Origin of the sequence: Streptomyces sp. NPDC059371 (assembly GCF_042751995.1) — a bacterium.
In the GTDB taxonomy this organism is placed as follows: domain Bacteria; phylum Actinomycetota; class Actinomycetes; order Streptomycetales; family Streptomycetaceae; genus Streptomyces.
This window is the reverse complement of record NZ_JBHYXD010000010.1, coordinates 1-19848: the sequence shown is the minus strand read 5'-3', so window position 1 is coordinate 19848 and position 19848 is coordinate 1. Positions and strand designations below refer to the sequence as shown.

15 protein-coding genes are annotated in these 19848 nt (G+C 70.4%); 9 read left to right on the top strand and 6 right to left on the bottom strand.

From position 1 onward, the window contains the following. Positions 1 to 282 precede the first annotated feature (282 nt). From ACFXGX_RS08510 to ACFXGX_RS08490, 5 genes are all read left to right on the top strand, one after another. The gene (locus ACFXGX_RS08510) at positions 283 to 1791 is read left to right on the top strand and encodes a cytochrome ubiquinol oxidase subunit I (protein WP_384786630.1); all 1509 of its coding nucleotides are present in this window, start codon (positions 283 to 285) and stop codon (positions 1789 to 1791) included. A gap of 20 nt (positions 1792 to 1811) precedes the next feature. Next, the gene (gene cydB, locus ACFXGX_RS08505) at positions 1812 to 2819 is read left to right on the top strand and encodes a cytochrome d ubiquinol oxidase subunit II (RefSeq protein ID WP_384786627.1); all 1008 of its coding nucleotides are present in this window, start codon (positions 1812 to 1814) and stop codon (positions 2817 to 2819) included. 60 nt (positions 2820 to 2879) lie between these two features. After that, a complete protein-coding gene (cydD, locus tag ACFXGX_RS08500; protein WP_384786624.1) occupies positions 2880 to 6431 on the top strand; it encodes a thiol reductant ABC exporter subunit CydD in 3552 nt (1183 codons plus the stop codon). 9 nt (positions 6432 to 6440) lie between these two features. Continuing rightward, positions 6441 to 8153, top strand: coding sequence for a GAF domain-containing protein (locus ACFXGX_RS08495; protein ID WP_384786621.1), 1713 nt, complete (start codon positions 6441 to 6443; stop codon positions 8151 to 8153). A gap of 168 nt (positions 8154 to 8321) precedes the next feature. Next, positions 8322 to 9365 carry a peptidoglycan DD-metalloendopeptidase family protein gene (locus ACFXGX_RS08490; RefSeq protein WP_384786618.1) on the top strand — a complete coding sequence of 348 codons (1044 nt, stop codon included), beginning with the start codon at positions 8322 to 8324 and terminating at the stop codon, positions 9363 to 9365. Between the two features lie 192 nt (positions 9366 to 9557). Here ACFXGX_RS08490 and ACFXGX_RS08485 read toward each other — a convergent pair whose 3' ends face one another. From ACFXGX_RS08485 to ACFXGX_RS08460, 6 genes are all read right to left on the bottom strand, one after another. Then, positions 9558 to 10445 (bottom strand): Cof-type HAD-IIB family hydrolase, encoded by an 888-nt coding sequence (locus ACFXGX_RS08485; protein ID WP_384786615.1) that lies wholly within the window; start codon positions 10443 to 10445, stop codon positions 9558 to 9560. A 145-nt stretch (positions 10446 to 10590) separates the two neighbouring features. Then, on the bottom strand, positions 10591 to 11493 hold the full coding sequence (locus tag ACFXGX_RS08480) for an LLM class flavin-dependent oxidoreductase (protein ID WP_384786612.1): 903 nt from the start codon (positions 11491 to 11493) through the stop codon (positions 10591 to 10593). A gap of 154 nt (positions 11494 to 11647) precedes the next feature. After that, entirely contained in the window at positions 11648 to 12196 is a 549-nt protein-coding gene (locus ACFXGX_RS08475) for an RNA 2'-phosphotransferase (RefSeq protein ID WP_384786609.1), read from the bottom strand. 176 nt (positions 12197 to 12372) lie between these two features. Beyond that, the gene (locus ACFXGX_RS08470; protein WP_384786606.1) at positions 12373 to 13317 is read right to left on the bottom strand and encodes a MerR family transcriptional regulator; all 945 of its coding nucleotides are present in this window, start codon (positions 13315 to 13317) and stop codon (positions 12373 to 12375) included. A gap of 82 nt (positions 13318 to 13399) precedes the next feature. Further along, positions 13400 to 15169 carry an SDR family oxidoreductase gene (locus tag ACFXGX_RS08465; RefSeq protein ID WP_384786603.1) on the bottom strand — a complete coding sequence of 590 codons (1770 nt, stop codon included), beginning with the start codon at positions 15167 to 15169 and terminating at the stop codon, positions 13400 to 13402. Beyond that, positions 15166 to 16008, bottom strand: a complete 843-nt coding sequence (locus ACFXGX_RS08460) for a M24 family metallopeptidase (protein WP_384786600.1) — start codon at positions 16006 to 16008, stop codon at positions 15166 to 15168. The genes ACFXGX_RS08465 and ACFXGX_RS08460 overlap by 4 nt, the downstream gene beginning before the upstream one ends. Before the next feature lie 255 nt (positions 16009 to 16263). Here ACFXGX_RS08460 and ACFXGX_RS08455 point away from each other — a divergent pair, with 255 nt between their 5' ends. Genes ACFXGX_RS08455 through ACFXGX_RS08440 form a run of 4 tightly spaced genes read left to right on the top strand, consistent with a single transcriptional unit; the run spans position 16264 to position 19758 of the window. Further along, entirely contained in the window at positions 16264 to 17226 is a 963-nt protein-coding gene (locus tag ACFXGX_RS08455) for an ABC transporter ATP-binding protein (RefSeq protein ID WP_384786930.1), read from the top strand. After that, complete coding sequence (locus ACFXGX_RS08450) at positions 17216 to 18121, top strand: ABC transporter permease (protein WP_384786597.1); 906 nt, start codon at positions 17216 to 17218, stop codon at positions 18119 to 18121. Before ACFXGX_RS08455 ends, ACFXGX_RS08450 begins: the two co-directional genes overlap by 11 nt. Next, positions 18118 to 19029: an ABC transporter ATP-binding protein gene (locus tag ACFXGX_RS08445; protein ID WP_384786594.1), complete on the top strand. Its 912-nt coding sequence runs from the start codon at positions 18118 to 18120 to the stop codon at positions 19027 to 19029. The genes ACFXGX_RS08450 and ACFXGX_RS08445 overlap by 4 nt, the downstream gene beginning before the upstream one ends. A 9-nt stretch (positions 19030 to 19038) precedes the next feature. Continuing rightward, positions 19039 to 19758: an ABC transporter permease subunit gene (locus ACFXGX_RS08440; RefSeq protein WP_351869496.1), complete on the top strand. Its 720-nt coding sequence runs from the start codon at positions 19039 to 19041 to the stop codon at positions 19756 to 19758. Positions 19759 to 19848 lie beyond the last annotated feature (90 nt).

Below are 19848 nucleotides of genomic sequence, written 5' to 3'. Positions count from 1 at the left end.
TTCTCTCTCTTTTTCTCTCTTTCTTTCTCCGTCTCTCTCTTTTTGTTGTTTTCCTTCGTGTGGTGGTTTCTTTTTTTTTTCTCTCCCCTCCCCCCCCCCTCGGCGTTCGGGACCTTCGGTCCGGTTTAAGGACCCCCCACCCCTCCGCAGTCGAACGGGCATGCGTCATAATTGCTTGTGAATGTGAACGCGTTCACAAGCGTGTCCTGTTGCTCCCATGATGTCTGCGACAAAGCGGGCACACTGCCGCTGTGACAACGGCGACGTAAGGAGACTGACGACGTGGAATTGGCTTTGGCGCCAGAGACCATGGCGCGATGGCAGTTCGGAATCATCACCGTCTACCACTTCTTCTTCGTACCCCTGACGATCTCGCTCGCCGCGCTCGTCGCCGGCCTGCAGACCGCCTGGGTGCGGACGGAGAAGCCGAAGTACCTGAGCGCCACCAAGTTCTGGGGCAAGCTGTTTCTGATCAACATCGCGATGGGCGTCGTCACCGGCATCGTCCAGGAGTTCCAGTTCGGCATGAACTGGTCCGCCTACTCACGCTTCGTCGGTGACATCTTCGGCGCTCCGCTCGCCTTCGAGGCCCTGCTCGCCTTCTTCTTCGAGTCCACCTTCATCGGGCTGTGGATCTTCGGCTGGGACAAGCTGCCGAAGAAGCTCCACCTCGCCTGCATCTGGATGGTCTCCATCGGCACGATGCTGTCCGCGTACTTCATCCTCGCGGCCAACTCGTGGATGCAGCACCCGGTCGGCTACCGGATCAACAAGGAGAAGGGGCGCGCGGAACTCACCGACTTCTGGCATGTGCTGACCCAGAACACCGCGCTCGCCCAGGTGTTCCACACCCTCACGGCCGCCTTCCTGACCGGTGGCGCCTTCATGGTGGGCATCGCCGGGATCCACCTGGCCCGTAAGCGGCACGTCGCCATCATGAAGACCTCGCTGCGCCTCGGCCTCGTCACCGTCGTCATCGCCGGTCTCCTCACGGCGATCAGCGGCGACACCCTCGGCAAGATCATGTTCAAGCAGCAGCCGATGAAGATGGCCGCCGCCGAAGCGCTGTGGGACGGCCAGGACTCCGCGCCCTTCTCGATCTTCGCGTACGGAGATGTCAGCAAGGGCCACAACACCGTCGAGCTGTCGATCCCCGGAATACTGTCGTTCCTCGCCGACGACGACTTCAACTCGTACGTCCCCGGCATCAACGACACGAACAAGGCCGAGCAGGAGAAGTACGGTCCCGGCGACTACCGCCCCATCATCCCGGTCACTTTCTGGGCGTTCCGCTGGATGATCGGCTTCGGCATGGCCTCCTTCGCGATCGGCATCGTCGGACTCTGGCTGACCCGCAAGAAGTTCATGCTGCCGCAGCACCTGAGGGTCGGCGAGGACGAGGCACCGCATCTGGTCCTGTTCAAGAACAAGGCACTCGGCCCGAAGCTCACCAAGTGGGGCTGGCGCATCGCCATCTGGACTCTGGCCTTCCCGCTGATCGCCAACTCCTGGGGCTGGATCTTCACCGAGATGGGCCGGCAGCCGTGGGTCGTGTACGGCGTTCTGCAGACGCGGTACGGGGTCTCCCCCACCGTCTCGCAGGGCGAGGTCATCACCTCCCTGACCGTGTACTCGCTGATCTACGCGATCCTCGCCGTCATCGAGGTCAAGCTGCTCGCGAAGTACGTCAAGGCGGGGCCGCCCGAGCTCACCGAGTCCGACCTCAACCCGCCCACCAGGATCGGCGGCGACTCCACGGACGCCGACAAGCCGATGGCCTTCTCCTACTAGGCTCAGGGAGCTGCTGAGTCATGGAACTTCACGACGTCTGGTTCGTCCTCATCGCGATCCTCTGGATCGGCTACTTCTTCCTGGAGGGCTTCGACTTCGGAGTCGGCATCCTCACCAAGCTGCTGGCCCGCGACCGCATCGAGAAGCGGGTGCTGATCAACACGATCGGCCCTGTGTGGGACGGCAACGAGGTGTGGCTGCTCACGGCCGGTGGCGCGACCTTCGCGGCCTTCCCCGAGTGGTACGCCACCCTCTTCTCGGGCTTCTATCTGCCCCTTCTGATCATCCTGGTCTGCCTGATCGTGCGGGGCGTCGCCTTCGAGTACCGGTCGAAGCGACCCGAGGAGCACTGGCAGCGCAACTGGGAGACAGCGATCTTCTGGACCTCGCTGATCCCGGCATTCCTGTGGGGTGTGGCCTTCGGCAACATCGTGCGCGGAGTGAAGATCGACCGGAACTTCGAGTACGTGGGCAACTTCTGGGACCTGCTCAACGTGTACTCGATCCTCGGTGGTCTGGTGACGCTGACTCTGTTCACCTTCCACGGAACGGTGTTCGTCGGACTCAAGACGGTCGGAGACATCCGGGAGCGGTCCCGGAAGCTCGCACTGCGGCTCGGCCTGGCGACGGCCGTGCTGGCGCTGGTCTTCCTCATCTGGACGCAGATCGACAACGGTGACGGCGCATCACTGGTCGCGCTGATCGTGGCCGTGGTCGCTCTGGTCGCGGCGCTGGCGATGGTCAACGTCGGTCGTGAGGGTTGGGCGTTCATTCTCTCGGGGCTCACCATCGTGGCCGCCGTCACGATGCTCTTCCTGTCGCTCTTCCCGGACGTCATGCCGTCCTCGCTCAACGAGGACTGGAGCCTCACGGTCACCAACGCCTCTTCGAGCCACTACACCCTGACGATCATGACCTGGTGTGCCGTGATCGCCACGCCGATCGTCCTGCTCTACCAGAGCTGGACCTACTGGGTGTTCCGCAAGCGCATCGGCACGCACCACATCGCCGTGGACGTGTCGCACTGAATCCGATGGAGCGGCATGTTTCACGTGAAACGTGCCTGATGGGCTAAAGGTGTGTTTCACGTGAAACCTATCGATCCGCGCCTCTTCCGGTACGCCCGGGCCACCCGCCGCTTTCTTGTCGCGGTCGTGGGGCTGGGCGTCGCCGGAGCGGCTCTGGTCATCGCACAGGCGATGCTCATCGCCGAAGTGGTGGTCGGCGCCTTCCAGCACGGGTTCTCCGCCGCCGAACTGCGCACTCCCCTGATCCTGTTGACGGCTGTGGCGCTCGGGCGCGCGTTGGTGGCCTGGCTCACCGAGCTTGCCGCGCACCGCGCGAGTGCCGCGGTCAAGTCGGAGCTCAGGGGGCGGCTGCTGGAGCGGGCCGCGGCGCTCGGGCCCGGGTGGCTCAGCGGCCAGCGAACCGGCTCCCTGGTCGCCCTCGCGACACGCGGTGTCGACGCGCTCGACGACTACTTCTCGCGCTATCTGCCGCAGTTGGGCCTCGCGGTGGTGGTCCCGGTCGCCGTGCTGGCGCGGATCGTCACCGAGGACTGGGTGTCCGCGGCGATCATCGTCGCCACCCTGCCGCTCATCCCCCTGTTCATGGTGCTGATCGGCTGGGCCACACGCAGCCACATGGACCGCCAATGGCGGATGCTGTCCCGGCTGTCCGGACACTTCCTGGACGTGGTCGCCGGACTGCCCACGCTCAAGGTGTTCGGCCGGGCCAAGGCACAGGCCGAGTCGATCCGGAAGATCACCGGCGAGTACCGGCAGGCGACCATGAGGACGCTCCGGATCGCCTTCCTGTCGTCCTTCGCCCTGGAACTGCTCGCCACCATCTCGGTCGCCCTGGTCGCGGTGACCATCGGAATGCGGCTCGTCCATGGCGAGATGGATCTGTACGTGGGGCTCCTCATCCTCGTGCTGGCACCCGAGGCCTATCTGCCGCTCAGGCAGGTGGGAGCCCAGTACCACGCCGCCGCCGAGGGGCTCGCGGCCGCCGAGGCGATCTTCGAGGTGCTGGAGACGCCGGCGCCGAGCTCCGGTTCGCGGCACATGCCCGCGGGGGAGATCGTCTTCGACGGCGTGACCGTGCGCTACCCGGGACGCTCCACGGACGCGGTCTCGGACGTCTCCTTCACCGTCGGGCCCGGTGAGACGGTCGCCCTCGTCGGCCCCAGCGGGGTGGGCAAGTCGACCCTGCTGAACGTCCTGCTCGGGTTCGTGGAGCCCACCGCCGGCCACGTCCGCGCCGGGGGAGCCGATCTCGCGGACGCCGACCTCGTCGAGTGGCGTTCGCGGATCGCCTGGGTGCCGCAACGACCGCACCTGTACGCCGGATCCATCGCCGAGAACGTACGGCTGGCACGGCCCGGCGCCGACGAGGCGGCGCTGCGCGAGGCGCTCGTCGACGCCGGTGCGGCGGAGTTCGTGGACGCCCTGCCCGCCGGGGCCGACACGGTCCTCGGTGAGGACGGCGCGGGACTGTCGGCCGGCCAGCGCCAACGCCTGGCGCTCGCGCGGGCGTTCCTCGCGGACCGGCCCGTGCTGCTGCTCGACGAGCCGACGGCCGCGCTCGACGGGGCGACCGAGGCCGAGGTCGTCGCGGCGGTCCGGCGGCTGGCCGTGGGGCGGACCGTACTGCTGGTCGTGCACCGGCCGGCCCTCCTGGACGTCGCGGACCGCGTGGTCCGTCTGGAAGCCGCGGACCGGGTGGCCCGTCTGGAAGCAGCCGTCGTCGGCGCGCCGAGGCCGGCGCCCGAGGCGGGCGTCTCAGGCTCCCCGAAGCCGACACGCGCACAGCCGCCCCAAGGAACCGGGCCGGAGAGTCCGTCCCCGGCAGAAGGACCTGGCGCGACGCCTCGGGGCCGCGACGGCGTGCTCGCCCGTGTCCGGGCGATGGCGGCACCCCGGCGTGGTCCGCTCGCGCTCGCCCTGCTCCTCGGCAGCCTCGCGCTCGGGAGCGCCGTCGGCCTGATGGCGACCTCCGGCTGGCTCATCTCACGGGCCTCACAGCAGCCGCCCGTCTTCTATCTGATGGTGGCGGTGACGGCCACCCGGACGTTCGGCATCGGACGGGCGGTGTTCCGGTACGCGGAACGGCTCGTCTCGCACGACGCCGTGCTGCGGATGCTGGCCGACACACGGGTCGCCGTCTTCCGGCGTCTGGAACGGCTCGCGCCCGCCGGACTGCGGACCACCCGGCGCGGCGACCTGCTGTCGAGACTTGTCGCCGACGTCGACGCCCTCCAGGACTACTGGCTGCGCTGGCTGCTGCCGGCCGGAGCCGCGGTCCTGGTCTCCGCCGCCTCCGTCGGGTTCACCGCCTGGCTGCTCCCCGAAGCCGGAGCCGTTCTCGCCGCCGGTCTGCTGGCCGCGGGCGCCGGGGTCCCCCTGGTGACCGGTGCCGTCGCGCGCCGCGCCGAACGACGGCTGGCTCCCGCCCGCGGGACGCTGGCCACCCAGGTGGCCGATCTGCTCACGGGGACCGCCGAACTGACCGTCGCGGGCGCGCTGCCCGCCCGTACCGCCCAGGCGCGGCAGGCCGACGGCGTCCTCACGACGATCGCCTCCCGGGCCGCCACCGCGACCGCCCTCGGCGACGCACTCACGGCACTCGTCTCCGGGCTCACCGTCGCGGCCACCGCTCTCGTCGGCGCCCAGGCGGTCGCCGCGGGGCGTCTGCACGGCGTGCTCATGGCCGTCGTCGTCCTCACCCCGCTCGCCGCCTTCGAGGCGGTCATGGGACTGCCGCTCGCCGTCCAGTACCGGCAGCGGGTGCGCAAGAGCGCCGAGCGCGTGTACGAGGTGCTGGACGCCCCCGATCCCGTACGCGAGCCCGGAGAGCCGTGGCCGGCTCCCGCGTCACCGTTTCCGCTCCGGGTGTCCGGACTCCGGGCCCGGTACGCGGGCCAGGACCGGGACGCGCTGGCCGGACTCGACCTGACCCTCGAAGAGGGCCGCAGGATCGCGGTGGTCGGCACCTCCGGAGCCGGCAAGACGACGCTCGCACAGGTGCTGCTGCGCTTCCTGGACCCCGAAGCGGGGACGTTCACGCTCGCAGGGGCGGACGCGTACGGCATGGACGGGGACGCCGTGCGCCGGCTGATCGGACTGTGCGCCCAGGACGCGCACCTCTTCGACAGCACCGTGCGCGAGAACCTGCTGCTCGCCCGCAAGGACGCGACCGAGGCCGCGCTGCGCGACGCGCTCGCGCGGGCTCGCCTCCTCGACTGGGTGGACGCGCTGCCCGACGGGCTCGACACCCCGATCGGAGAACACGGGGCACGGCTGTCCGGCGGTCAGCGCCAGCGGCTCGCCCTGGCACGGGCGCTGCTCGCCGACTTCCCCGTGCTCGTCCTCGACGAACCGGCGGAACACCTCGACCTGCCGACGGCCGACGCGCTCACCGCGGACCTGCTGGCCGCGACCAAGGGCCGCACGACCCTGCTGATCACGCATCGGCTGGCCGGACTCGACGCCGTGGACGAGGTGATCGTGCTCGCGCGGGGTCGCGTGGTCCAGCGCGGTTCGTTCGCCGAGCTGTCGGCCGTCGAGGGGCCGCTGCGGGAGATGGCGGAACGGGAGACCGCCGCGGACCGGCTGGTGAGCGCGGTTGTGCCCCACTAGGCTCAGAGCATGTCAGCGGCGAGGGGCTCCCCCGTCCCGGGCGACGACACGGGTGCGGCGGCGGCTCGCGCAGCGGGAGGGCTGACCGGCGAGCCGGACGCCCGGGTCCCACGACTGCTGGAGGCCGTGCGGTCGGTCGGATCGGGACTGGAACTGCACTCCAAACTCGGCCGGATCTGCGAGACGGCCGCCGAACTCACGGACGCGCGGTACGCGGCCATCGGAGTCGTGGGCGAGAGCGGTCAGGGCCTGTCGGATTTCGTCCAGCGCGGTGTCGACGAGGAGACCGCCCACCGGATCGGCCGGAGGCCCGACGGCCACAAGGGGCTGCTGGGCGCGCTCATCCGCGACCCCGATCCGGTGCGCCTCGCGAACCTCACCGACGACCCGCGCTCCTGCGGGTTCCCGGCCGGCCATCCGCCGATGCGCAGCTTCCTGGGCGTACCGATCCGGGTCCATGGGGAGATCTTCGGAAACCTGTACCTCGCCGAGAAGCGTGGTGGCGGCACCTTCGACGACGACGATCTCCACATGGTCCGGGTACTCGCCACGGAAGCCGGTATCGCCATCGGCAACGCCCGCCTCTACGAAGCGGCGAAGCAGCGGGAACGCTGGATCGACGGCTCGGTGGCCGTCACCACCGCGCTGCTGGCGGGCGGCGACGCCGAGGACGCGTTGCAGATCGTCGCCGAACAGGCGCGTCGGCTCTCCGGCTCCGCGGCCGGAATCGTGCTGCTCCCCGCGGAGGAGGGCGGCCTGGAGGTCGTGGCGGTGGCCGCGGACCACCCGTCGAAGGCGCTCGGCGTGGTCGTGCCGCCGGAGAGCGAACTGGTCGCCGAACTCCGCGACGGGAAACCTGTGTTCCTGGCGGACGCGTCCGCCGACCCTCGCCTGCGGACGGATCTCACCCACGCCTACGGACCCGTCATGATGCTCCCCCTGCAGTGCGACGGCCGGGTCCTCGGCGCCCTGCTGACCCCGAGGCCGCGCGACGGACGCCAGTTCACCGAGACCGAGCGGACCGTCGCCACGCAGTTCGCCTCCCAGGCGGCCCTGGCGCTGATGATGGCCGAGAGCCAGCGCGACCGGGAACGGCTCGCGGTGTACGAGGACCGCGACCGGATCGCCCGCGACCTGCACGACCTGGTCATCCAGCGGCTGTTCGCCACCGGGATGATGCTGGAGAGCGCGCAGCGCCGGTCGAACGTGCCCGAGGTGCGGCGGGGTGTCGGCAAGGCGGTCGACGAACTCGACGTCACCATCCAGGAGATCCGCACCGCGATCTTCGCGCTCCGGCAGGGCCCCGCCGAGACGCCCTCCGGACTGCGCACCCGCGTTCTGCGCGAGATCAACATGGCCGCCGTCCCCCTCGGTTTCCACCCCGGGCACCACTTCACCGGGCCCGTCGACACGAAGGTCGGCGAACTCACCGCCAAGAACCTCATCGCCGCGCTCCGCGAAGCCCTCTCCAACGCTTTCCGGCACGCGGGGGCCTCCCGGATCGAGGTCTCCGTCGACGCGGACGTCCTGCTGCCGGACGGGCGGCCCGGTGTCCGCCTCGCCGTCGCGGACGACGGGGTCGGCATTCCCGAGGGCGGCCGGCGCAGCGGCCTGAAGAACCTCAAGCGGCGTGCCGAGTCGCTGGGCGGGGCGAGTTGGTACGGGCCGGGGATCGGTGAGGGCGGCGGCGGTACGACGGTGGTGTGGCAGGTGCCGCACTGAATCCCGTGTGTGGGTGACCCGTTCGCGAACGGCATCGCCGGCCCGAGTCGTTCGGCCGGGCCGCTGAGGGTCCGTCAGGCCCTGCCGCTGCGCCATTCGTGACGTCCTGTCCCCCAGGTGTACGCCTTGAACGGGCCGGGCCCGCAGGCGCGGGTCACGATCGCTGTCATGCGCTCATCTCGCCGCCATCCCCTTCTCGTACCGGTCCTGTTGTCCGCTCTCGTGATCCTCGCGGCCCGGCCGGCGGTGGCCGACGGCGACGGCGTGGACCTCGACATCAGCTCCCAGGTGGCGCGGCTGTACGAGGACGCCTCGGTCGCGACGGGACAGTACGAGGCGGGGCGCCAGGACGCCGAGGCGCAGCGCGGCCGGGCGGAGCAGGCCGAGCGCCGTCTCGTCCAGGAGCGGCAGGAGATCTCGGTACTCCACGAGGATCTGGGCCGTATCGTGCGCGCCCAGTACCGGCAGGGCGGCGGGCTGCCGTACACGGCGCAGATCCTGTTCGCGAAGGACCCCGAAGGCCTGATGCGCGGTCAGCACGCCGTGCGGCGGGCCGATCTGGCCGTCGCCGGCGCCGTCGCGAAGAGCCGGCGTGCCGAGGTCCGGCTCGCGGCCGACGAGGGCAAGGCCCGCTCCGAGTGGCAGGCGCTGGAGAAGCGGACCGGGGAACTCGCCGCGGTCAAGCGGACCATCGAGGCCAAGCTCGACGAGGCGCGGTCGGCGTTGCAGAGCCGGGCGGACGCCTCCGTGGCGGCCGGTTCCTGCCGCGGGGCGGTCCGTCTCGACCAGCCGCCGACGGCGTTCACGAGCGCGTGGGTCGCGCCCGTGGAGACGTACGAACTCTCCGCGGGATTCGGCAGCGGAGGCGAGCACTGGGCGCACCGGCACACCGGGCAGGACTTCGCGGTGCCCATCGGCACCCCGGTGCGGGCGGTCGGGGCCGGCCGGGTGGTGAAGGTGTCCTGCGGCGGCGGGTTCGGCATCGAGGTCGTGGTCGAGCACCCGAACGGCTACTACACGCAGTACGCGCATCTCGCGTCGGTCGCCGTCGACCAGGGGCAGCGGGTCTCGACCGGGGAGTGGATCGGCCAGTCGGGCACGAGCGGCAACTCGACCGGTCCGCATCTGCACTTCGAGGTGCGGGTGACGCCGGAGATGGGATCGGCGATCGACCCGGTCCCGTGGCTGGCGGAGCACGGGGTCGTCGTCTAGGACCCGGGCCGGCCGCGTCCTCCGGTACGGGATGCCGGTGGCCCTCCGCCGGTCCGGCGGAGGGCTGCACACGGATGCCGGAGGCCGTCAGCCGGACCGGCGGAGGCCCGAGCGCGGATGTCCGAGGGGCCCGGCCGTACCGGCTGAGGGCACACACGGATGCCGGAGGACCTCAGCGTCGGCCGCCAAGGGCTACGCGCCGTCCGCCAGGATCCGCTCGATCACGACCGCCACCCCGTCCTCGTTGTTCGCGACCGTGCGCCCGGAGGCGGCGGCGATCACGGCCGGGTGGGCGTTGCCCATGGCGTACGACCGGCCGGCCCAGGTGAGCATCTCGACGTCGTTCGGCATGTCGCCGAAGGCGACGACCTCCTCGGGCGAGATGCCCCGCTCGGCGCAGCAGAGCGCGAGGGTGCTGGCCTTGGAGATGCCGGGACCGCTGATCTCCAGCAGGGCGCTGGGGCTCGACCGGGTCACGTTCGCCCGGTCTCCGATGGCGGGTCGGGCGACGGCGAGGAATTCGTCCGGGTCCATCTCCGGGTGGAACGCGAGCACCTTGAGCACCGGCTGATCGGAGTCCAGCGCGTCCTCGGCGAGGAGCTTCTCGGCGGGCAGGACGATCTCCGGGGGCTCCATGTGCATCAGGGGGTAGCCCGGTTCGAGGTGGAGGCCGTACGTCCGCTCGACGGCGCACACCGTGCCGGGTGCGGCGGTCCGCAGGATCCGGATGACGTCCAGCGCGATGTCGGGCGTCAGCTCGCGGATCTTGACGAAGCGATGGGTGCCGGGGCCGCCGTGCAGGTCGACCACGGCGGCGCCGTTGCCGACGATGGCCAGGCCGTGCCCGTGGACGTGGTCGCTGACGACGTCCATCCAGCGGGCCGGGCGGCCGGTGACGAAGAAGACCTCGATGCCGGCCTGTTCGGCGGCGGCGAGGGCGGCGATCGTGCGGTCGGACACCGATTTGTCGTCGCGCAACAAGGTGCCGTCGAGGTCCGTGGCGATCAGCCGGGGCGGGACGGTGGAGGCCGGGGTCTCGGGCCGGCGAGTCGCTGAGGTCACGTGCTCAGTCTCCCGCATATATGCGCACGGTCGTGCGGCGGTCCGCACACTTGAGTGGTTACCGTTCTCACGCCGGTTCACCTCGTCTCACTCTCGCCCCACCCGGGCCCTCGCCCCGCCCATGTCGTGGCGCCGGCCGGACCACGGGGTGTGGCGGCCGGGTTCAGCGGAGCTGGGCCACCGCTTCCATGGCGATCCGCTCGAAGACCTTGGGGTCGGCGGCGAAGTCGGAGTCGGGGATCGGCCAGTGGATCACGATGTCGGTGACGCCCAGTTCGGCGTGCCGGCCCGCGAAGTCGACGAACGCGTCGAGGGACTCCAGGGGACGGCCCCGGTCGGGGGTGAAGCCGGTGAGCAGGATCTTGTCGAGCTCCGCCACGTCCCCGCCGATCTCGGCGCACGCGTCGGCGAGCTTGCCGATCTGTCCGCGAATGGCCTGAACCGACTGTTCGGGGGTGCCCGTCTCGTACAGCTTCGGGTCGCCGGTCGTCACCCACGCCTGCCCGTGCCGGGCGGCGAGCTTCAGTCCGCGCGGGCCGGTGGCGGCCACGGCGAACGGCAGCCGGGGGCGCTGGACGCAGCCGGGGATGTTGCGGGCCTCGTGCGCCGAGTAGAAGTTGCCGCCGTAGGAGACGGAGTCCTCGGTGAGGAGCCGGTCGAGCAGGGGCACGAACTCGGCGAAGCGGTCGGCGCGCTCCCGCGGGGTCCACGGGTCCTGTCCGAGCGCGGTGGCGTCGAAACCGGTGCCGCCGGCTCCGATGCCCAGCGTGATCCGGCCGTTGGAGATGTCGTCGAGGGAGATCAGATCCTTGGCGAGGGTCACAGGGTGGCGGAAGTTCGGCGAGGTCACGAGCGTGCCGAGGCGCAGCCGGTCGGTGACGGCGGCCGCGGCGGTCAGGGTCGGCACGGCCCCGAACCACGGGCCGTCGCGGAAGGTCCGCCAGGAGAGGTGGTCGTAGGTGAACGCGGTGTGGAAGCCGAGCTGCTCCGCGCGCTGCCATGCGGAACGCCCGCCCTCGTGCCAGCGGACGTACGGCAGGATCACGGTGCTCAGACGCAGACTCATGCGTCGAGCGTAGACGGATCCGGGGCACGGTCGCCGCAGGGCGGTCCGACGGGTGGCCCGGCGTCTGGCGTCGGTACGGACCGGCGCCCGGGGCGGTGAGGGCCGGGAAACCGAGATCGGTACGGATCGGGACCGGTTCGGACGGCGTCCGGGATCAGTGCGGGCCGGGAAACCGGAGATAGCGGGGAGGCACGACCTCGGTGAGCCAGACTCCGTTGGCGCTGACCCGGAAGACATGGCCGTCGCGGTGCATGGCGCCGGCGTCCACGGAGAGGACGACCGGTCGGCCGCGGCGGGCGCCGACGCGGGTGGCGGTCTCCCGGTCCGGCGAGAGGTGTACGTCGTGCCGGTTCATGGCTCTCAGGCCCTCGGCGCGGATCGCGTCGAGGCTGTGGGCCACGGTCCCGTGGAAGAGGTACGCCGGCGGGGTAGCCGGGGGCAGACCGAGGTCGACCTCGACGGAGTGGCCCTGGCTGGCCCGGATCCGGGTCCCCTCGACGGCGAAGCGCCGCTTGTCGTTGGTGGCCACCACATGATCGAGTTCGTCGCGGGTGATGCGGAAGCCGTGCGTGGTGGCCGCGGAGATCAGCGTGTCGATCTCGACCCAGCCGCCCTCGCCGAGCGTGAGCCCGATCCGCTCGGGCTGGTGCCGCAGATGCTTCGAGAGGTACTTCGACACCTTCACGGTGCGCTTTTCGTCCATCGGTTCATCGGCCTGTCTTTCCGTCCGATCATCTGTCTGCTCATGTTCTTTCATCCTCCCAGCGTGCCTGGAGAGAGGCGGATCACGCATTTGATTTTGGGTCGGAGGTTTGATCCACAACCAAGTGACGTTATCCACAGGTGAATTGACGAATCTGTGGACAACGCGCGTGTCCTTTAGGGCGTTTCGTCAACAACTGTGGAGAGAGGGCCGTTTGCTGCCAGTCGGTCCAACGTCCGTGCCTGCAGCTCACGTTCGGCGGCCGCCGTCACGAACGCCGCCCCGTGCTCGACGCCAACCAGACGCTCCACGGCCCGCATCGTCCCGGCGGCCACCTCCACCCGACGCGCGCCTTCCGGCTCCACCGGCAACTGCCCCGCCGCTAGGTGCCGGCTCAGATGACGCGTCGCGAACAGCCGCATCGCCCTGGCCAGTTCGGCGTCCACCGTCTGCTGCGCGAGCGGCCGCAGCCGTCGTACGAGCGAGGCCGCCTCGGCCGCTTCCGCGTCGCTCGGCGGATGTTCTCCCAGATAGCGCGCGAAGACGTGCTCCGTCGTGAACTCCAGGAAACGGGAGGCGATGTGCTCGACCTGACCCCTCAACTCCCGCAGATGACAGGTGATCGCGGACAGGGGAACGCCCGCCCGGTGCAACTCGACCGCAGCGGACAGCTCTTGAGGGCTCGGGACGAGGAAGGTGTCCTCATCGCCCGGAAGGGGCTCCAGCACGCCCAGCTCCACGGCCTCCGCCACCGCCACGTCGTCGGGACTGCCGCCGAACCGCTCCACCAGCTCGGTCCGGGAGATCCGGGCGGCCTCCTCGTCGGTCCACGGCCCGTGGACCTCCGCGACCAGGCCGAGTATCCCGCCCAGTCCCCGGCCCGCGTCCCAGGCCTCCAGCAGCTCCTTGATCGAGGCGAGTGTGTAGCCGCGGTCCAGGAGGTCGGCGATCTGCCGCAACCGCGCCAGATGGGCGTCCGCGTACACGTTGGCGCGCCCGCGTCGCTCGGGGCGGGGCAGCAGTCCGCGGTCCTGATAGGCGCGGATCGTCCGGACCGTGGCGCCACTGCGGTGCGCCAGGTCCTCGATGCGGTAGGCGACACCGCCCGGCTCGTCGCTCATCTCTCCCGCCCTCCCCGCCCTCCCGGCCCCGGGAAGCGGCCGCCCGCCCGATCGCCCCTGCCGCCGACGGCGGGCCGCCCGCTCACAAGGGTGGCTCCATGCGGGCGATCGCGCGCAGCGTCCGGGGCGCGAAGCGGTGCAGGAGATGGGCGCCGCGCGCCTCCGGGGTGACCGGAACCACCGCCAAGTCGCGGACGACCGCGCGCAGGATCGCGTCGGCGACCTTCTCCGGCGGGTAGTTGCGCAGTCCGTAGAGCCGCGCGGACTTCTTCTGGCGCCGCTTCTCCTCGGCCGCGTCGACCCCCGCGAAACGGGTGGTCGCGGTGATGTTCGTGTTGACGAAGCCGGGGCAGACCGCCGAGACGCCGATGTCCTTCCCGGCCAGCTCCGCGCGCAGACACTCGCTGAGCATCAGCACGGCCGCCTTGGAGGTGCTGTAGGCGGGCAGCGCCTTCGAGGGCTGGTACGCCGCCGCCGAAGCGATGTTGACGATGTGTCCGCCCTGTCCGCGCTCGGCCATCTGCTTCCCGAAGAGCCGGCAGCCGTGGATCACCCCCCACAGATTGACGTCGAGGACCTTCCTCCAGTCCTCCACCGTGGTGTCGAAGAACGAACCGGAGAGTCCGATACCGGCGTTGTTCACCAGCACGTCCACCACGCCGTACTCGGTGGCGACCTTGTCGGCGAGCTTCTCCATGGCCTGCTCGTCGCTGACGTCGGCCGTCTCCGGCCAGGCCGCGGGCGAGCCGATCAGCCGGGCCATCTCCGCAGTACGGGCCGCGGCCTCCGCGTCCCGGTCGACGGCCACCACGCGGGCACCCGCCTCGGCGAACGCGAACGCGGTGGCCCGCCCGATACCGCTGCCGGCGCCGGTGACCAGCACGAGCTGCCCGCCGAACCGGTCCGCGTACCTGCCGGAGGCCGTCGGTCCGGGCGCGGGCACCCCGGCCTCGCGACCCTCGTGAACCGTCACGAACTCGGATATCCAGGAGGCCAGTTGGTCGGGCCTGGTCCGCGGGACCCAGTGCTTGGCCGGGAGCGTGCGGCGCACCGAGGCGGGGGCCCACTTCTCCAGTTCGTCGTAGAGCCGCTCGGAGAGGAAGGCGTCCCCCAGGGGCGTGATGAGCTGCACGGGCGCGTGCGCGTACGCGTCGTCGCGGGGGCGGCCGAGCCGGGACCGTACGTTGTCGCGGTAGAGCCAGGCGCCGTGCGCCGCGTCGGAAGGCAGCGACGCGGTCGGATAGTCGCCCGCGGGCACCTTCTCGATCCGCTGAAGGATCTTCGGCCACAGCCTGCCCAGGGGACCGCGCCAGGCCAGCTCGGGCAGCACCGGCGTGTGCAGCATGTACACGTACCAGGATTTGGCGCCCTGCCCGAGGAGCTGGCCGATCCTTCGCGGAGTGGGCCGCCGCATCCGCCGCTTGATCCAGTGGCCGAAGTGGTCGAGGGACGGACCGGACATCGATGTGAAGGACGCGATCCGGCCCTCCGTGCGGGCGACCGTGACGAACTCCCACGACTGCACCGAACCCCAGTCGTGGCCCACGAGATGCACCGGCTCGCCGGGGCTGACCGCGTCGGCCACCGCCAGGAAGTCATCGGTCAGCTTCTCCAGCGTGAACCCGCCGCGCAGGGGCCGCGGCGCCGTCGACCGGCCGTGCCCCCGCACGTCGTACAGCACGACATGGAAGCGGTCGGCGAGCCGCACGGCGACCTCGGACCACACCTCCTTGGAGTCCGGATAGCCGTGCACGAGCACCACGGTCGGCTGTCCGGCGTCACCCAGTTCGGCGACACACAGCTCGACCCCGCCCGTCCGTACCCGGCGCTCGCGCGCGCCCACGAGACTCACTTGTCCTCCGCCCAGCGCCGCACGTGCGGCAGATCGTCGTCGAGCCAGAACGCGCTCTGCTCGGGGTCCCGGGAGTCCGTGACGACCAGAAGCTCCTCGAACTTCGCGCCCGTACCCCGGAATCCGAGGTGCGGTTCGACCGCCCACAGCCCCGGCCGGGGCGGGTGGTCGGAAAACGTGTACGGCGACCACAACGGGGACCAGCCCTCCCGGTGCCCGCGCAGCGCGTCGCCCGCCAGCCCCTTGAGAGACTGGACCCCGAACCCGAACAGACGCGGCGACCAGGGCCGCTCCCGCACCCGGTCCACCTTGTGCGCGATCACGCCGAACGGGTACGCCCGATGCCGGTTGGCGTGACCCTGCCGCACCATCAGCCGGTCCACGTCCTCGTAGATCTCCCGCAGCGACCGCCGCTCGCGCACCTCGCGCAGGATCAGCTCGCGGTGCGCCTCCAGGTCGGCGAGCAGCCTGTCCTGCACGGGGTTCGGCCCCAGCGAGCCCGAGTATCCGATGTCCGCGGTGAAGCCCTTGTGCACCGGCGCCATGTCGAGGATGAACGGCATCCCCGGCTCCAGCCGGCGGCCGGTGGGGAAGAACTGCAGCGGGATCCGGAAGCCGGCGAAGGCCGTGCGGTCACCGAACCAGGCGAACGGCAGATGGAACCAGTCCCGCACCCCGCGCTCGCGCAGCCACACCCGCTGCATGCGCGCCGCCTCCCGCTCGGTGACGCCGGGCTTCAGCTGCGCCGCGACCGCCTCCGCGCAGGCGTACGCCAGACGCTGGACCTCCCGGAACCCCCGCAGCTCCGCCGAGAGTTCACCCGTCATCGCCGTCGTCATGCCACCGCCCCACCTTGTCCGCACCGACTGCGGTACGTGCCCGTAACGTGACACTGGCGAATGTGACAGTTGTTAGAGGCCGCGTCAATAGGCCCGGACGGCCTGTGGACAACCGACCCTGACGGGACCCGCCGGTGGCCGGAAGCCGTACCTGAGGCTGACCCCTACGGGCCCGTACGACTGGAGGCTGACGCGGATCCACCTCCGTGGGCTGACGACCCCTGTGGTGTGCGCCACTACCGTCGGACCGTGACTGTGATCGCGACCGAAAGCCTGAGCAAGCGGTACCCCCGGGTGACCGCTCTTGACCGGCTCTCCGTGGACGTCGGGCCCGGTGTGACCGGACTCGTCGGAGCCAATGGAGCCGGCAAGTCCACACTGATCAAGATCCTGCTGGGTCTGTCCCCCGCCACCGAGGGCCGCGCACACGTGCTCGGTCTCGACGTCGCCACCGAAGGCGCCGCCATCCGCGAGCGGGTCGGGTACATGCCCGAGCACGACTGCCTGCCGCCCGACGTCTCGGCCACCGAGTTCGTCGTCCACATGGCGCGGATGTCCGGACTGTCGCCGGCCGCGGCCCGCGAGCGCACCGCGGACACCCTGCGCCACGTCGGTCTGTACGAGGAGCGCTACCGCCCCATCGGCGGCTACTCCACGGGCATGAAGCAGCGCGTCAAACTCGCGCAGGCCCTCGTCCACGACCCCCGGCTCGTCTTCCTGGACGAGCCGACCAACGGCCTGGACCCGGTCGGCCGCGACGACATGCTCGGACTGATCCGCCGCATCCACACGGACTTCGGCATCTCGGTCCTGGTCACCTCGCACCTCCTGGGCGAACTGGAACGCACCTGCGACCACGTCGTGGTCGTCGACGGCGGCAAGCTCCTGCGCTCCAGCTCCACCACCGACTTCACCAAGACCACGACGACCCTCGCCATCGAGGTCACCGACAGCGACGAACACCCGAACGGCACTAGCGCGGTGCGCGAGGTGCTCCACGCGCGCGGGATCGAGACCCACGACGGCGGCGGACTGCCGGGCGCCGGACACATCCTGCTGCTCACCACCGAGAGCGAGGAAACCTACGACCTCGTCCGCGACGTGGTCGCCGACCTCGGCCTCGGGCTGGTCCGCATGGAACAGCGCAGACACCACATCGCCGAGGTCTTCACCGACAGCGACGACCAGCGGAAGGAGGCGGTCGGCCATGGCGGTTGAGCACCCCCTCACCCAGCCGGGTGAGCAGACCCGTATCCACAACATCGGCTACCGCAACTACGACGGCCCGCGCCTCGGCCGCGCATACGCCCGCCGCTCCCTGTACTCGCAGTCCCTGCGAGGCGCCTACGGACTCGGCCGCTCGGTCAAGTCCAAGGTCCTGCCGATGCTGCTCTTCGTGGTCATGTGCGTTCCCGCACTGATCATGGTGGCCGTCGCCGTCGCCACCAAGGCGAAGGACCTGCCCGTCGACTACACGCGCTACGCGGTGATCATGCAGGCGGTCATCGGCCTGTACGTCGCCTCGCAGGGCCCCCAGGCGGTTTCCCGGGACCTGCGCTTCAAGACGATCCCGCTGTACTTCTCGCGCCCCATAGAGACCGCCGACTACGTGCGCGCCAAGTACGCGGCCCTGGCCTCGGCGCTGTTCATCCTCACGGCCGCCCCGCTGGTCGTCCTCTATGTAGGCGCGCTGCTGGCGAAGCTCGACTTCGCCGACCAGAGCGAGGGCTTCGGACAGGGACTGCTCTCCGTGGCCCTGCTGTCCGTGCTCTTCGCCGGCATCGCCCTGGTCATCTCGGCGATCACCCCGCGCCGCGGCTTCGGCATCGCGGCCGTCATCGCCGCCCTGACCATCTCCTACGGAGCCGTCTCCACCGTCCAGGCCATCGCCTTCGAGCGGTCCAGCAGCGGAGCCGTCCCCTGGATCGGGCTCTTCTCGCCCATCACGCTCATCGACGGAGTCCAGACGGCCTTCCTGGGGGCGTCCTCCGCCTTCCCCGGCCAGGTGGGCCCCTCGTCCGCACAGGGCGTCGTCTACCTCGTCGTCGTCCTGGGTCTCATCGCCGGCTGCTACGGCCTCCTGATGCGCCGCTACCGAAAGGCCGGGCTGTGACCACGCTCACCATCGACCACGTCTCGCGCTGGTTCGGCAACGTGGTGGCGGTCAACGACATCACGATGACCATCGGACCCGGCGTCACCGGCCTGCTCGGCCCGAACGGCGCCGGAAAGTCCACCCTCATCAACATGATGGGCGGCTTCCTCGCCCCCTCCACGGGCACCGTCACCCTCGACGGCAAGCCGACCTGGCGCAACGAGGACATCTACCGCCACATCGGCATCGTCCCCGAGCGCGAGGCGATGTACGACTTCCTGACCGGACGCGAATTCGTCGTCGCCAACGCCGAACTGCACGGACTCGGCCCGAAGGCCGCCGACCGCGCGCTGGCCACCGTCGAGATGGAGTACGCGCAGGACCGCAAGATCTCCACGTACTCCAAGGGCATGCGCCAGCGCGTGAAGATGGCGTCCGCTCTGGTCCACGACCCGTCGCTGCTGCTCCTCGACGAACCGTTCAACGGCATGGACCCGCGCCAGCGCATGCAGCTCATGGATCTGCTGCGCCGCATGGGCGACGAGGGCCGCACCGTGCTGTTCTCGTCCCACATCCTCGAAGAGGTGGAGCAGCTCGCCGCCCACATCGAGGTGATCGTCGCCGGACGGCACGCGGCGAGCGGCGACTTCCGGCGCATCCGCCGGCTGATGACCGACCGCCCGCACCGCTATCTGATCCGCTCCAGCGACGACCGGGCACTGGCCGCCGCCCTCATCGCCGACCCGTCGACCTCAGGCATCGAGGTCGACCTCGCCGAGGGCGCGTTGCGCATCCAGGCCGTCGACTTCGGCCGGTTCACCGCCCTGCTGCCGAAGGTCGCGCGCGAGCACGGCATCCGGCTGCTGACGGTGTCGCCGTCCGACGAGTCGCTGGAATCCGTCTTCTCGTATCTCGTCGCGGCGTAGGAGGCCAAGATGTACGACCCCACAGTCGCCCGGCTCACCTACCGGGGCCTGCTCGGCCGCCGGCGGGCCCTCATCCTCGGCGTCCTGCCCGTCCTGCTGATCGTGATCTCCCTGGCCGTCCGGAGCTTCTCCGGAGCCGACGACCAGGTGGCCTCGGACCTGCTCGGCGGGTTCGCCCTCGCCACCATGGTGCCGATCATCGGCGTCATCGCCGGCACGGGAGCGATCGGACCCGAGATCGACGACGGCTCGGTGGTGTATCTGCTGGCCAAGCCCCTGAAGCGGCCCACGATCATCTTCACCAAGCTGATCGTCGCGATCGCCGTCACGATGGCTTTCTCGGCGGTGCCGACCTTCATCGCGGGCATGATCCTCAACGGCAACGGCCAGCAGATCGCCGTCGCCTACACCGTGGCCGCCCTGGTCGCCTCGATCGCCTACGCCGCGATGTTCCTGCTCCTCGGGACCGTGACCCGGCACGCGGTGGTCTTCGGGCTCGTCTACGCGCTCGTCTGGGAGGCCCTGTTCGGATCCCTGGTGTCCGGCGCGCGCACCCTCAGCGTCCAGCAGTGGGCGCTCGCCGTGGGCCACAAGGTGACCGGCGGCGACATCGTCACCTCGGACGTGAGCCTGCCGACCGCGACGGTCCTGCTGATCGTGGTCACCGTCCTCGCCACCTGGTACGCCGGACAGCGGCTGCGGTCGCTGACCCTGGCCGGCGAGGAGTGAACGAGGGCTCCCCGCGCGCGGTGTCCGTGTAGGGCCCTGTGGGAAATTCACAAGACACCCATCCCACGCTCTTTGTGGGTTTATTAATGG